The organism is Streptomyces sp. NPDC018693 (genome assembly GCF_044391385.1).
GTDB lineage: Bacteria > Actinomycetota > Actinomycetes > Streptomycetales > Streptomycetaceae > Streptomyces.
Genome location: NZ_JBIRZZ010000005.1, coordinates 393,307 through 408,015 on the forward strand (window position 1 = coordinate 393,307; position 14,709 = coordinate 408,015).

10 protein-coding genes are annotated in these 14,709 nt (G+C 73.7%); 8 read left to right on the forward strand and 2 right to left on the reverse strand.

All coding sequences use genetic code 11. The features are described 5' to 3' along the window. Nucleotides 1-42: 42 nt before the first annotated feature. Entirely contained in the window at nt 43-528 is a 486-nt protein-coding gene (locus ACH5AC_RS16810) for a hypothetical protein (protein WP_398862571.1), read from the reverse strand. 201 nt (nt 529-729) lie between these two features. Here ACH5AC_RS16810 and ACH5AC_RS16815 point away from each other — a divergent pair, with 201 nt between their 5' ends. The 4 genes from ACH5AC_RS16815 (at nt 730) to ACH5AC_RS16830 (ending at nt 5,534) form a co-directional block, all read left to right on the forward strand. Beyond that, nucleotides 730-2,424 (forward strand): hypothetical protein, encoded by a 1,695-nt coding sequence (locus tag ACH5AC_RS16815; protein ID WP_398862572.1) that lies wholly within the window; start codon nt 730-732, stop codon nt 2,422-2,424. Nucleotides 2,425-3,063: 639 nt separating this feature from the next. Next, nucleotides 3,064-4,452 carry a diacylglycerol/lipid kinase family protein gene (locus ACH5AC_RS16820; protein WP_398862573.1) on the forward strand — a complete coding sequence of 463 codons (1,389 nt, stop codon included), beginning with the start codon at nt 3,064-3,066 and terminating at the stop codon, nt 4,450-4,452. A gap of 83 nt (nt 4,453-4,535) precedes the next feature. Next, nucleotides 4,536-5,165 carry a phosphatase PAP2 family protein gene (locus ACH5AC_RS16825; protein ID WP_398862574.1) on the forward strand — a complete coding sequence of 210 codons (630 nt, stop codon included), beginning with the start codon at nt 4,536-4,538 and terminating at the stop codon, nt 5,163-5,165. 195 nt (nt 5,166-5,360) lie between these two features. After that, the gene (locus ACH5AC_RS16830) at nt 5,361-5,534 is read left to right on the forward strand and encodes a hypothetical protein (protein WP_398862575.1); all 174 of its coding nucleotides are present in this window, start codon (nt 5,361-5,363) and stop codon (nt 5,532-5,534) included. A 13-nt stretch (nt 5,535-5,547) separates the two neighbouring features. Here ACH5AC_RS16830 and ACH5AC_RS16835 read toward each other — a convergent pair whose 3' ends face one another. Next, complete coding sequence (locus tag ACH5AC_RS16835) at nt 5,548-7,104, reverse strand: C40 family peptidase (RefSeq protein WP_398862576.1); 1,557 nt, start codon at nt 7,102-7,104, stop codon at nt 5,548-5,550. A gap of 776 nt (nt 7,105-7,880) precedes the next feature. Between ACH5AC_RS16835 and ACH5AC_RS16840 the strand changes: the two genes are divergently transcribed. Genes ACH5AC_RS16840 through ACH5AC_RS16855 form a run of 4 tightly spaced genes read left to right on the forward strand, consistent with a single transcriptional unit; the run spans nt 7,881 to nt 14,646 of the window. Further along, nucleotides 7,881-9,335, forward strand: a complete 1,455-nt coding sequence (locus tag ACH5AC_RS16840; protein ID WP_398862699.1) for a hypothetical protein — start codon at nt 7,881-7,883, stop codon at nt 9,333-9,335. Beyond that, complete coding sequence (locus ACH5AC_RS16845) at nt 9,332-10,717, forward strand: VWA domain-containing protein (RefSeq protein ID WP_398862577.1); 1,386 nt, start codon at nt 9,332-9,334, stop codon at nt 10,715-10,717. Before ACH5AC_RS16840 ends, ACH5AC_RS16845 begins: the two co-directional genes overlap by 4 nt. A gap of 27 nt (nt 10,718-10,744) precedes the next feature. Further along, nucleotides 10,745-11,866 carry an AAA family ATPase gene (locus ACH5AC_RS16850; RefSeq protein ID WP_398862578.1) on the forward strand — a complete coding sequence of 374 codons (1,122 nt, stop codon included), beginning with the start codon at nt 10,745-10,747 and terminating at the stop codon, nt 11,864-11,866. After that, a complete protein-coding gene (locus ACH5AC_RS16855; protein ID WP_398862579.1) occupies nt 11,863-14,646 on the forward strand; it encodes a hypothetical protein in 2,784 nt (927 codons plus the stop codon). Before ACH5AC_RS16850 ends, ACH5AC_RS16855 begins: the two co-directional genes overlap by 4 nt. The last annotated feature ends 63 nt before the right edge of the window (nt 14,647-14,709 follow it).

The following is a 14,709-nucleotide window of genomic DNA, read 5'->3' on the forward strand; positions in this document are numbered from 1 at the left end:
TGGCTGTGCCCGCAGGTAGCCGCGGGCACGGCTTCCTCCCGGTCACGCGCGCGACGCGTGCTCCGCACCGCTCGGCCACAGCACCTCGACCTCGACGCCGTGGCTGCGGGCGTAGGCCACCAGATGGGCGGTGGCGTCCCGACCGTTGGACGGTGAGCCGTCCCACACCGCCAGGACGCCGGTGCACGAGCGCACCAGACGCTCGTCCGCGGTCACACAGGCGCCCCGGTCGGCGGGGTCGTACTCCAGCAGCTGCACCTGCCGGGAGAGCAGCAGCAGTTCCCCGGCGGCCTTCCGCTCCGACTCGGCGAGCTGGGCGGGCACGCCGCCCCGGGACGGCAGCACCGTCACCAGAGCGAGCCCCGCCTCGCGGGCCGCCCGCCCGAACGCCACGGGCAGTCCCCGGCCCGCCCGGACCAGCCCCGCCCGGCCCGCCCTGGCGAAGGCGGCCAGCCGGGACCGCAGCTCGTCCTCCAACAGCGCGAGGGTTCCCGCGCTGAGATCGGAATGCCCCACGACAGCGATCACCCGGTCGTTCCCTTCCCTCTGACTGACCCGCCATTCCGGTCGTCCAGCGTCAGCATGATCACGGCCGGGCGCGGCGGCGTCCAGGGGGCCTGTCGGTACGAGCCGGGCCGGTTGGGCCCTTGACAAGGCCGGGCGGCTCGTTCGGGTGCTCCCTGCGCGGGAAGGGCGCGGGGCCGCGCACCGCGCGGTATGAGGGAGGACATGGGACACAGTGAGTACTACGACCTCGGCAGCCACGGCAGGACCGTCACCACCTCGTCCCCCGAGGCCCAACTCTGGTTCGACCGCGGGCTGGTGTGGTCGTACGCCTTCCACCACGAGGAGGCCGTCGCCTGCTTCGAGGCGGCCGTCCGCGCGGACCCCGACTGCGCGATGGCCCACTGGGGCATCGCCTACGCGCTGGGCCCCAATTACAACAAGCCCTGGGAGTTCTTCGACGGCGACGATCTGACGCGCACCGTGGAACGCACCCACGCCGCCGTCGAACTCGCCCACGACAAGGCCGTGCACGCCACTCCGGTCGAACGAGCCCTGATCGGCGCCCTGCGCGCCCGCTACCCTCGCTCGGCGACGCCGGACGCCGAGGACTGCGCGGTGTGGAACCACGCCTACGCCGACGCCATGCGCGCCGTCCACGACCTCGCCCCGGACGACCTGGACGTGGCCGCCCTGTACGCCGACGCGCTCATGAACCTCACGCCCTGGCAGCTGTGGGACCTCGCCACCGGCCGGGCCGCCGAGGGCGCCCGCACCCTGGAGGCCAAGGAGGTGCTGGACCGGGCGCTGACCCGGGACGCCGCGGCCGAGCACCCCGGCGTCCTGCACTTCTACGTCCACCTGATGGAGATGTCCCCGACGCCCGAGGCGGCCCTGGCCGTCGCCGACCGGCTGCGCGGGCTCGTCCCCGACGCGGGCCACCTCCGGCACATGCCCTCGCACCTGGAGGTCCTCTGCGGCGACTACCGCCGTGTCGTCTCGGACAACACGGCCGCGATCGCCGCCGACGAGAAGGTTCGCGCGCGCTCCGGAGCGATGAACTTCTACACGCTGTACCGGTCGCACAACTACCACTTCAAGATCTACGGCGCGATGTTCCTGGGCCGCTGCGGCACCGCACTGGAGACCGCGCGGCAACTGGAGGAGTCCATCCCCGAGGAGCTGCTGCGCGTGGCGAGCCCGCCCATGGCCGACTGGCTGGAGGGCTTTCTCGCGATGCGGGTCCATGTGCTGATCCGCTTCGGCCGCTGGGCGGACATCCTGCGCCTGCCCCGGCCGGCCGACCCCGAGCTGTACTGCGTGACGACCGCGATGCTGCACTACGCGCGCGGGGTCGCCCTTTCCTCCACCGGCCGGGTGGCCGAGGCGGAGGCCGAGCGGGAGCTGTTCCGCGCGGCGGTCGAACGGGTCCCCGAGTCACGCATGCTCTTCAACAACACCTGCCGCGACATCCTCGCCGTCGCCTCCGCGATGCTCGACGGCGAACTGGAGTACCGCAAGGGCCGCCACGACCTCGCCTTCGCCGCCCTCGAACGATCCATCGACCTGGACGACAGCCTCCCGTACGACGAACCCTGGGGCTGGATGCAGCCCACCCGGCACGCGTACGGCGCGCTGCTCCTCGAACAGGGGCGGGTCGCCGAGGCGGAGGCGGTCTACCGCGCCGACCTGGGGCTGGACGACACCCTGCCGCGTCCCTCGCAGCACCCCGGGAACGTCTGGTCCCTGCACGGCCTGCACGAGTGTCTGATGCGGCTGGGCAAAGAGGGCGAGGCGAGGATCGTGGCGCAGCAGCTGCGGCTGGCGGGGGCCCTGGCGGACGTGCCCATCGAGGCGTCCTGCTTCTGCCGGATGACTGCCGGCGCGGCGCAGAGCGCCTGTGGTGACGACGGGCACTGATGCGACCTCCGGGACGTTGTCCGGTCGAGGCACCGGGACGATTCGCCGCCACCGCCGCCGCTCCGGGATGCCGGGCGCGGCGACGGTCACGACCATGGAGCAGGGGACGACGGACGACGGCGGGCCGAGCGGAACAGTGAAGGGAAGAGCGATGGCGCAGTCCACGGGAGACCGGGAGACCGGGGCTGCCCCGGACGGGGCTGTGGTGAGTGGGCGACGTGGGGGTGGCGCGGGGCGTGGTGGTGTGGTTGTCCGGGGTTGGGCTGTCGGCGGGGGATCGGGGTGTGCGCTGGGGGATGGGGCTGCGGTGGGCGGGCGAGGTGGGGGTGGCGCCGGGCCTGGTGGTGCGGCCGCCCCGGACGGGGCTGTGGTGAGTGGGCGACGTGGGGGTGGCGCGGGGTGTGGTGGTGTGGTTGTCCGGGGTTGGGCTGTCGGCGGGGGATCGGGGTGTGCGTTGGGGGATGGGGCTGCGGTGGGCGGGCGAGGTGGGGGTGGGGCCGGGCTCGGTGGTGCGGCCGCCCTGGACGGGGTTGTGGTGAGTGGGCGACGTGGGGGTGGCGCGGGGCGTGGTGGTGTGGTTGTCCGGGAGCGGGCTGTCCATGGGCGGCCCCGGGTGTTCGCGGGGATGACGGGGCGACGGTGAGCGGGAAACGTGAGGGCGACGTCCGGCGCGGTGGAGCGGCCACCCGGGACGCCGACACGCGCCGCGCCCGCCGCTGGGCCCGGCTCGCCCTCCTCCTGGTCGTCTGCGCGGCCCTGCTCGTCACCTCCGGCGGAGGCACGGCCGGGGGCTGGCTGGTACTGCTCGGCGGACTCGCCGGGCTCGGCCTGGCCGGCGCCGGGCTGTGGTGGGCGCTGGCCCACCGGGGCGGAGCCCGGCTGCTGGGCGCGGCGATCGCCGTCGCCGCGCCCCTGTGCGTGATCGCGCTGTACACCGCGGCGGGCCTGTGGGCGATCGCGGCGGGCGCGCTCGCCCTGTGGGCCGCCGGTCTGGCCAGCGCCCGGGCGGCACTGCGCCGGCTGCGCCGGCCGCGCGGCATGCGCAGCCGCAGGACGGCCCCGCCCCGGCGGCCGGTGCTGATCATGAATCCGCGCTCGGGCGGCGGCAAGGTCGACCGCCACGACCTCGTCGGCCGGGCCGAGGCACGGGGCGCCCGGGTCGTCGTCCTCGACCCGGACGCCCGTACGGACCCCGCCGCCGAGGCCAGACGGGCCGTCGCCGACGGCGCCGACCTGATCGGTGTCGCGGGCGGCGACGGCACCCAGGCGCTCGTGGCCGGGGTCGCCGCCGAACACGACGTGCCGTTCATGGTGCTGGCCGCCGGCACCCGCAACCACTTCGCCATGGATCTCGGCCTGGACCGCACCGACCCGGTGAGCGGCCTCGACGCGCTCACCGACGGTGTCGAACTCCGCGTCGACCTCGGCGACATCGACGGGCGGCCCTTCGTCAACACCGTCTCCTTCGGGGCGTACGCCGAGATCGTCCAGCACCCCGACTACCGTGACGCCAAGGCCGTGACCACCCTCGACCACCTGCCCGGCCTGCTGCTCGGCGGCGCCGGCGCGACCCTCGACGTGCGTGCCGACGGCATCCGGCTGCACGCCCCCCAGGCGCTCCTCGTCAGCAACAACCCCTACGCGCGCGCCGACGCGCTGGGCGGCGGCCGCAGACCCCGACTGGACTCGGGTGTCCTCGGTGTCATCGGCATCCGGGTGGAGAGCGCCGCCCAGGCGGCCGAGGTCGCCCTGCGAGGCGAACGGGCCGGCAGCATCCGGTCGTTCCCCGCGCTGCGCGTGGAGGTCACCGCGGACGCGGACCGCATACCCGTCGCGGTCGACGGCGAGGCGCTCACCCTGCCCAGCCCGGTGGTGTGCACCCTGCGCCCGCGCGCGCTGCGCGTACGCGTCCCGCGCCGCCGCCCCGGCGCGACCTACGCCCCGCCGGCCGTCGACTGGCGCCGTATCGTCGATCTCGCCTTCAACCGCCCCGGCGGCCGCACCGGTGAGGAGGGCGGCGATACTTGATCACGGACCACTCGGCGGCGAGCCGAAGCACATGGGGGACGCGTCACCGTCGTCTCCGGCCCAGACCAGCAAGGAGGAGGGCGATGCCCGACCACCGGCCCACGACCCCCCGGAACCCGCTGTCCCGACTGCGCCTGGTCCATGACCTCGCGGCTCTCGACCAGGCGCTCTACGAGGCCGTGACGGTGACCCGGACACCCACCCTGGACACGGCGCTGCGGCGGCTGTCCAGGGCGGCGGACCACTCCAAGCTGTCCTTCGCGGCCGCCGCCGCCCTCACCCTGCTGCCGGGGCGGCCCCGCCGGGCCGCCGTCCTCGGAGTCGCCGCGATCGGCGTCGCCTCGGCGGCCGCCAACCTCGTCGGCAAGCAACTCGTACGCCGTCCCCGGCCGCACCGGGCCGAGGACTCGCCCTTCCCCGGCCGCCATGTGCCCATGCCGGCCTCCGCGTCCTTCCCCTCCGGCCACACCGCCTCGGCGGTCGCCTTCGCCGCCGCCGTCGGCCCGGTCGTCCCGGCCGCCACGATCCCGCTGGGCCTGCTGGCCGCCGCCGTGGGGTACTCCAGGATCCACACGGGGGTCCACTACCCGGGCGACGTCATCGCGGGCGCCGTCCTCGGGACGGGTGCCGCCGCCACGGTCCTCGCGGTCTCGGGCGTGGCCGGGGTCACGCCGCCGAGCACCTTGTTCCGGCTGGGGCGCGCCCGCGGCTGACGGGGACAACTTCCCAGGGGGTACGGGCAGGACGGCGGATCGCAGGCCGAGCAGTGATGTGGGTTACTCGTGCGTAGGACGGCGGGATCCTGACTTTCGTGTACCGCGAGTAACATGATCCACTTCTTTTCGGTGGCAAGTAAGCGCTGTCATGCCACCGCCACTCCTTTCACCCCCCCACCTCGGAGGACACCCATGCCCCCGCATGAGGAATCGCTGCGTCAGGCCCGCGCCACCTACGACGAGCACCTGCGCACCTGCCGCCAGTGCGCCGTCGACACGGTGCCGTGCGCGGCCGCCAAACACCTGCTGCGCCTCTACAACAACGCCAGAAGAGGTCAGGCCCGCCCGAGTTCGGCGATGCGCTGACCTCGCTCACCGCTCACGCGGGCCGCACTGCCCCGCGGATCGTCTCCTGGCCGGCGTGATAGATCGACTCCTCGCGGATGAACGCGCCCGGGCCCGGTGCGTGGATCATCATGCCGTTGCCCGTGTACAGGCCGGTGTGGCGCAGGCCGTCGAAGAAGAAGACCAGGTCACCGGGTTCGAGGTCGGCCAGCTCGACCGGTGTGCCGGCCTGCGCCTGCTCGGCCGCCGCGCGCGGCAGCGCCACCCCGGCTGCCGTCCAGGCGGCCTGGGTGAGACTGGAGCAGTCGTAGGAGCCGGGCCCCTTCGCACCCCACACACAGGGCTTCCCGATCTGCGCACGGGCGAAGGCGACCGCCTTGTCCGCCTTCATGGCGTAGCTCGGCGTGAGGGCCTGCGGTCCCGGTGAGCCGGGGGGCACGGGGGCCGGCAGGCCGCGGCCGTACGTGGTCGGCGCGGCGGGGTGGGCGGGTTGGGGCGCCGGAGCGGCCAGGAGGGAGGCGGCTTCGGCGGTCGGTGCGGGCGCGGGGACGGCTTCGGGGGTCCAGGCAGGCGGGGTGACGGCCGCGGTGGTCGGTGCGGGCGGGGTGACCGCGGTGGTCGGTGTGGCCGGGGATGCGGCCGCGGTGGTCGGTGTGGCCGTGGATGCGGCTTCGGGAGTCCATGCGGCCGGGGTGACCGCGGTGATCGGCGTGAGCGGGGCGGCGGCCGCGGCGGTCCGTGCGAGTGGGGCGCCCGCTTCGGTGACCGACGCGAGTGGGTGGGCGGGATCGGGGGTCTCCCGCCCGACGCCGGAAAAGACGGGCTGCTGCTGCGCCTGCCACGTCTGCGTGCCACCGCCGTACAGGGGCAACTCCCCGGTGTCCCAGGAGGGTTCGGCCGACGGTGCCTCGCCCGCGGCGGGTGCCGCGGGCACGGGCGGCTGCGTCACGGCGCGCGCCAGTAGCTCGCGGGCCGTGCTGAGCTTGCGGCCCACCTGCTCCTTGGTGTTCTTGAGAGACTCCTGACGCCGGACGGGCTCGGCTCCCGCCGGAGCGGTGTCCGCCGTCGGCCAGGAAACGGCGTCGGACGTGGTGCGCGCGTCCGGCGCGGCGGGGAGCGCGAGAGTCGCGGCCGGTGCCGACGTTTCGGGCACCTCCGGCGCCGCGGGAAGCGCGGCCACGGCCCGGGCCGTCAGCTCGGGAACCCGCCGCTCGACCGCCTCCGGCTCCCGCCCCGGGGTCGCGTCGGCGGACCGCTCCGCCTGCCTCGGTGGACGCGACTCCAGGGCCGGGCGCTCGGGCATGCGGTCACGCGGCAGGGCGGCCGGCACGGTCGGACCGAGCCGGTCGCGGGCCACGTCGAACCACTGCCGCGCGACGGCGCCGAGCGTGGTGTCGTCCGAGCCGCGCCCACCGCCCCCGCGCCGGCGCGTCAGCGACGACATCGCGCGGGTCGCGTTGAAGGTCCCGGTGTCGCTCTCGGCGCGGTCGTAGAGCGCGTTGACCCGCCGTTGGATCTCCGCCCGGCTCGGTCGGTCGCCGTCGTCGAGGTGTGCGGCACCGACGGGGTTCTGGCTTCGATCCGTCGGCATGGACGACGTGCTCCTTTGCTCGGGGGAAGCCGTCCGGCCCGGCGGGTGCGCCGGAGCCGATGGTGCGGCTGGGCGTCAACCTAGCCAATTTGTGTGGCTGGTGTGAAGATTGAGGTCTTAAATGTCCGATACGTTTTCGTGACCTTCGTCTCTCGTCACGCCAAGTACCAGCGCGAACACGGCTGTTGGGCCCGAGCGGCCCGCGCCGCGGCGCCTCCGGACGGCGTTGTCAGTGGTCGCCACTATGTTCAGTCCTGTCCCGCCGATCTGGCGGTGACATCCCCTTGCGCTGCAAAGGAGCTGGTGCGTTGTCGGATTGGGAGAAGTCGAGCACCGCACGGGTGATCCCGCCCGCGCGGCCTCGCAAACTCGCCAAGGTCCCCTTCGTGGAACTGGCCGACGGACGACTCCAGGGCGTCGTCTCCAGCGGCTCGGACATCGAGCGGGTCTACGTCTCGTCGGTCGCGGCCGGCACGTACGCCTTCGCGTGCAGCACCAACAACAACCGTCCCTGCGGCGGCGCCCGCGGCTCGTTCTGCAACCACATCCGGGCGCTGGTGAACGAGGCGGTCCTGCAGTACGGCGCCCAGCGCGTCGCCCGCGGTCTGCGGGTGGACACCGGCGCCGACGAACCGGACGCGGCGGCCCTCACTACTGCGATGACCGCCACGCGGCCGTCGCCGGCCGACAGCAAGGCGGCCGCCGCCGTCTTCAGCCGCTTCCTGCGCCACCTGGCCTACCTGGAACTCGCCCCGACCACCGCGCCGTTGCCGGAGATGCAGTGGTTCCCGACGACCCGGGCGGCGGGAGCGGAAGCGCTCCCGCACGCGGCCGCCCCCGGTGACGGCACGGACCCCCTCGCCGAGCCCGTCGCCGGAGCCGACGATGCCCTCGCCGCCGTCGACGCCCTCGACCGCGCGCTCGTCGCCGGTCTGCTGCGCCCCCAGCCCGCCCAGGCGGCCGACCTGACCGAAGTCGCCCACGCCGTCGCCGGATCGCCGCTGGCGACCCGGGTCGCCGAGGCCGTCGAGAAGGCCGCGGCCGGCAGCGCGGGCGAGGACCACTTCATCGCACTGGCCGCCGCCCGCGGCGCCCTCCTCGGGGCCGTCCACGATGCCCTGGCGGCCCGTACGGCACAGGCCACCGGCCGGACCCGCGCCGAGGACAGCCCGTCCCGCCTCGGCGAACCGCACGCGGCGAACGTGCTCGCCGCCGCCCGCACCTGGCTGTGCGACCTCGCCCGCAGCGGCTGGCGGGGCATCGACCACGACCTGATCGCGGGGGCCGCGCCGATCGTCTCCGCGATGCTGCCCGACCCCGCGCTGCGCCGCCCCGCCGCCCTGCTGGACGGCTTCACGGCCGAACTCGCCGCCTCCTGCCCCGGCGCCACCCTGGACCGGATCCCGGCCCGCCGCTGGGGCGACCTGTGGTCGCGGGCCCTGCTGCTCACCCTGCCCGGCGCCGCCGGCCCGGCCGCGTCGGCCCCCGCCACCGGCCGACTGCTGCCCCTCGGCATCGACCTGCACGAACACGCCACCGCCGTCCAGGCCCAGGTCCACGCGGTGTTCGAACCGGAGGACGGCGGCGCACCCCGCCTGGTCCGCGCCGGCGTCTGCGCGCCCAAGCCCGACACCGTCGTAGGAGCCGGCGTCTGGCAGCTGCTGCGCCCGCACATGACGCTGCTCGCGGCCGTCGGCGAGGGCCGCGCCATGGACCTCACCGACATGCCGCTCACCGCCGACGGCGACCTGCTCTGGGACGACACGCACGCCCGCCCCGGCGCACCCGCCGACGCCTTCGCCACCGCCCGGGTCGCCCTGTCCACCGCCGACGACGCGGCCACCGTACCCCTGGACCGGCACCCGGCGGGCATCGCCACGCCCGTGTTCCTGGAGGGCTACACCGTCCAACGGGACGACGACACGGTGACGTTCGCTCTCCCCGGACGCACCCTGCCCGTCGACACCGACCGGGTACCGGCCGCCGGCCCCCTCACCCCCGACGCCGTCGCGGCGTCGAGCGCCTGCATCGGACTGCTGCGCTGGGACGCCGGGACGTTCAGCGTCCAGCCGCTCGCCGTCGAGACGACCGTGCGGAAGAAGACCGTCGCCGTGCACGCGGGCGCGTGGGCCGGCGGCACCACCGACAAGGCGGGCGTCAAGGCCGAGAAGGCCGCCACCGACGCCGTGACCGTGCTGCGCGAGCGCGCCGGAAGGCTGCTGCGGAAATGACCGACCTCACCCCTGCGGCCGACGCTCACGACAACCGCCGCCAGGTTCTGTACTGGCGCCTGCTGGCCCGCCTCTTCGACCCTGAGGAGCAGGCCACGCTCGAATCCGCGAGCCTCGCCGTCGTCGAGGACATCGGCCTGCCGCCCGCGCTGCTGGACCCGCAGACCTCCGTCGACTCGATCGTGCAGCGCCATCCGGAGCTGGCCGCCGAGTTCGACGGCCTGCTGGCGGCCGACGAGCAGCCCGAGACGGACAACGCCGACACCGCCACACGCGACCGGGCCGCCGAGGTCCGCCGGGCCGCCCTGGTGTCCAAGGTCCTCCTCAACGTCTTCGCCACCGGCTCCGGGACGGTCACCGCAGGGCAGCTGGCCCGCTGGCAGTCCGACGCGGGCTGGCTGGAGCGGGCCCTCGGCTGCCGCCCCGGCGAACTGCGCGGCGGACGCGGACAGAGCGGCGGCAGCGGCCACGCCCCGCACGGGCTCATCCCGTCCCTCGGCCCCGAACTCGGCGCCCTGGAGGCCGACCTGGTCAAGCGCATGCACCTGCGCGAGGTCCTCGCCGACCCGGAGCTGGCCGCGCGACTGACCCCGAGCATGTCGCTGATCGAGCAGCTCCTGCGCGACAAGAGCAACCTCTCCGGAGTGGCCCTCGCCAACGCCAAGTCGCTCATCCGCCGCTATGTCGACGACGTCGCCGACGTGCTGCGCACCCAGGTGGAGAAGGCGTCGGTGGGGCAGATCGACCGCTCCGTCCCGCCCAAGCGCGTCTTCCGCAACCTCGACCTCGACCGCACGATCTGGAAGAACCTCACCAACTACAGCCCCGACGAAGAGCGCCTCTACGTCGACCGCCTCTACTACCGGCAGACCGCCCGCAAGACCACGCCCCAGCGTCTGATCGTGGTCGTGGACCAGTCCGGCTCCATGGTCGACTCGATGGTCAACTGCACCATCCTGGCCTCCATCTTCGCCGGACTGCCCAAGGTGGACGTCCACCTGATCGCCTACGACACCCGCGTCATCGACCTGACGCCCTGGGTCAACGACCCCTTCGAGGCACTCCTGCGCACCAACCTCGGCGGCGGCAACGACGGCCCCGTCGCCATGGCCATGGCCCGCCCGAAGATCGCCGAGCCGCGCAACACCGTCATGGTCTGGATCTCGGACTTCTACGAGTTCGACCGCTCCCAGCCGCTCTTCGAGGGCATCGAGGCCGTGCACCGCTCCGGGGTGAGGTTCATCCCCGTCGGCTCGGTGACCAGCTCCGGCCGCCAGGAGGTCAACCCCTGGTTCCGGGAGCGCTTCAAGGCCCTCGGCACGCCGGTGATCTCCGGCCACATCAACAAGCTCGTCCGCGAGCTCAAGACCTTCCTCGCCTAGCGACCAGCAGCCCAGAAAGGCCCTCACATGTCCGACCTGTTGCGCGCCCCCGCCGAGATCAAGTACGCGGAGGAACTGGACTGGCTGGAGTCGATCGACGACAACCCCAAGCCGTTCTCCTGGCGGCTGTCGCCGAAGATGGTCCGCCTGTTCATCCTCGGCTCCGAGCGCGCCGACGGTATCGACCGGGAGATCTCCCAGAAGTGGTTCGGCGACCGCAGCTTCGTCGAACGCTCCATCGTCACGCTCGCCTCCGACCGCGGACTGCTGCTCATCGGCGACCCCGGCACCGGCAAGAGCTGGCTCGCCGAGCTGCTGTCCGCCGCGATCTGCCGCAACTCCACCCTCGTCGTCCAGGGCACCGCCGGCACCACCGAGGACCACATCAAGTACTCGTGGAACGTCTCCATGGTCATCGCCAAGGGCCAGTCCCGCGAGTCGATGATCCCCTCACCGATCATGACCGCCATGGAGACCGGCGCCATCGGCCGCTTCGAGGAACTCACCCGCTCCACCAGCGACGTCCAGGACGCCCTCATCTCCATCCTGTCGGAGAAGTACATCTCCGTCCCCGAACTCGACAGCGACAACAACGACAACATCGTCTTCGCGAGGCCCGGCTTCTCCGTCATCGCCACCGCCAACAGCCGCGACCGGGGCGTCAACGACCTGTCGTCCGCGCTCAAGCGCCGCTTCAACTTCGTCCGCATCCCCGTGGTCACCAACAAGAAGAGCGAGGCGGAGATCGTCCGCTTCCGCACCGAGGAACTGCTGCGCCGCCACCGGATCGAACTGGACGTCCCGCCCACCCTGCTGGACGTACTGCTGCAGAGCTTCGCCGATCTGCGCGCCTCCGCCGCCGCGGCCGGCAGCGACGACGAGAAACTGGAGTCCGCGCTGTCCACCGCCGAACAGATCGGCGTCCTGGAGGACGCCATCCTGCACAGCAACTTCTTCGGCGAGCGCGCCCTCACCGCCCAGACCCTCGCCTCCTCCCTCGTCGGCTCACTGGCCCGGCGCGCACCGGAGGACCTCGCCATCCTCAACAAGTACCTGCACGGCGTCGTCGAGCCGCGCAGCAAGGAAGAGGGCGGCTCCTGGCCGGAGTTCCTCGAGGGCGGCCGCGACGCGATCGCGACCCTGTCGTGAGCGGCGCCACCTTCGAGGCACTGCGCACCCAACTCCAGCATGCCGCCACCGAGTTCGCGGACGGCCCCGGCGCGCTGGAGGGCATCCTGCGCGGCATCGTCGATGACGTCGACCGGGCCGTCGGCGAGCCCCTGGAGATCTTCCCGGTCTGCCACCACTCGCCGGCCTCCGCCCTCGCCATGGCCCGCCGGCTGCGCGAGAAGCAGCCCAGGGTGATCTACCTGGAGCTGTGCGAGGACATGGCCCCGCTCCTGACCGAACTGCGCAACTGCCGTCTCCCGGTGGCCGTCCAGGCGTTCGCCAGCGAGGTCGAGGGCTTCCCCGCCGAGTGGACCCCGCTCTCGGTCGTCGCCCCCATCACCGAGGCGTCGGCCGAGTACCAGGCCATCGCCTACGCCCTCGACACCCCCGGTGTCGAACTCGTCCTCGTCGACCGCTCCTCCGACCACGTCTTCCAGTGGGACACCCGCGACGAGCGGCCCGCCGACGCCGACGCCCCCACCGGTGAGGAGGAGGCGGGGCTGCACGGCGACGCGGTCGGCGTGGAGATCGGCGACCTGCGGCCCCGCTTCGCCCAACTGGAGGAACACCTCCTGCGCCACGGCCGGGTGCGGCACTGGTCGGAGTGGTGGCACCAGTACGTCGAGGTCCCGCTCGGCGACAGCGACCACGACACCTACCGCCAGGTCATGCTGCTGATCGGCAGCCTCTTCCGCCGCCTGGCCCCCGGCGACCCGCACCGGGTCCGCGTCGACGAGGACCGCGAGCGGTACATGTGGACCCGGATGCGGGAGCACCTCGCCGCCACCGGCACCGACCCGGCCGACTGCCTCTACGTCTGCGGCGCCTTCCACGCCGCCAGCCGCGTCGCGGAGTTCGGTGTGCACGGCACCGACACCTTCACCATCAGCCCGCCCAGCGGCACCAAGTGGCGCCACGGCCTCATCCCGTCCAGCCACGCCGCGATCGAGGCACAGTTCGCCCTGGCCTCCGGCTCGGTGTCGATCGCCGCCACGGAATGGGCCAAGAACGTCCGGCGCACCGGCGTACGGCCGTACCGCCTGGAAGGCCAGGCGGGCACCAGGAAGCCGAAGAAGAAGGCCCTGCCGGCCCCGGCCGTGTCCGCGCCGCCGGCCGAACCGGCCGACCGGCTCTCCGGATTCCTGCAGCGGCCCCCCGTCCTCGACGGCCTCGACGAGGCGGAACTCCTCGGCTGGTCGGTGGACATCGTGCGCGCCGCCCGGCGCAACGGTTACCTCGCCTCCACGGCCGACGCCATCGCCGTGTTCGAGACGTCCATCCTGCTGGCCGGCATGCGCGACCGGGCCAAGCCGACGCCGTACGACTTCCAGGACGCGGCCGTCACCTGCATCGAGAAGGACAGCGTGCCCGGCCGCCGGGACGTCCGCCGCCTCGTCGAGATCATGATGGGCGGCGACCGCATCGGCCAGGTCGGCTACGACGCCCTGCCGCCCCTCGCCCGCGACGTGCACGACCGCCTCGCCCCGCTGAACCTGAGACTCCAGCAGCGAGGCGTCCAGCGGGCCCTGCTGGACATCGCCTCCCAGCCGGAGCTGGCGGCCTGCTCCGACGTGCTGTGGATGCTGCGCCGCCTGCTGCCGCACGGCGCCGCCCGCCCCATCATGGGCGAGCGGCGGCTCGGCGAGCGGCCCATCCAGGAGTCCTGGGACCTGGCCCTCGGCACCCACCAGCGCGCGCTCATCGAGCTGGGCTACGAGGGCGTCACCCTCGAACAGGTCCTGGAACAGCGGCTGCGCCGCACCGCGTACGACCCCCAGGCGACCACGGCCACCGTCCTGGAGGCGGTGGAGGACGCCACCCTCTACCTGCGCAGCCGCCGCCTCGCCGACGAACTGGGCGGCCACGCCCTGAGCGTCCTCGCCCGCGAGCGCACCGTCGACGGCGCCCCGGACGTGCTGCGCCGGGTACGCCGCCTGCTGGCGTACTACCGCACCGTCGAACCGGTCCTGCCGCCCTGGATCGAGTCCTTCGTCAAGACCGGATACGCCCACTACTGCACCCTGCTGCCGACCGCGTTCACCGACGACGACGCGACCGTCCGTCAGGTCGCCGCCATGCTGGGCTTCCTGTTCAGCATGGAGGGCCTGGCCCTGTCCCTCGGCTGCGACCGCACCCAGCTCGAACTGGCCGTCGCCCAGTCGCACCCCGATGACCCGGCGAAGACCGCCCTGCTCTGGGCGGCCCGCACCCACCTGGGCACCCTCTCCCGCACGGACCTCAGCGCCCGCTGCGCGGAACTGCTCGCCAACCCCCTGGTCGTGCCGGCCTACCCGCGCTACCTCAGCGGGTTCCTGCACGCCCTGGAGCCGGTGCCCGCGCTGGCCGACTTCGTGGTCGAGGCCGTCTCGAACGCGTTCGCGCGCCTGCCGGACAGCGTCCTGCTGCCCTGGCTGCCCACCCTGATCACCACCCTGCGCGCCGACGGCAGCGAACTCGCACCGCTGCTCATCCGCGAGGCCGGCCGTATCTTCCCGGGCCGTCTGCCCGCCCTGGACGCCTGGACACCGCCCTGGCACCTCCAGGCCCAGCCGGTCGCCGCACCACCTCGGGCAGCGGCCGGTATCCCGCGCGGTGTCGCGCTCCTCGCGGCCCACCCGGACACCTGCGATGCCCTGGCCGCCCTGCTGGGCTGCGACGACCCCTGGCAGACCGCCCCGACCACCGACCGGGGCACTCCGCTCCTGGCCCGCCACCCCGCCACGGCGATCGCGCTGGAAGAACTGCTGGCCACCACCTGACCGGCCGGCACCCGGCGCCACGGCCCCGCCCCGCCACCGCGACGGACCGGCGGGGTGGGTCCG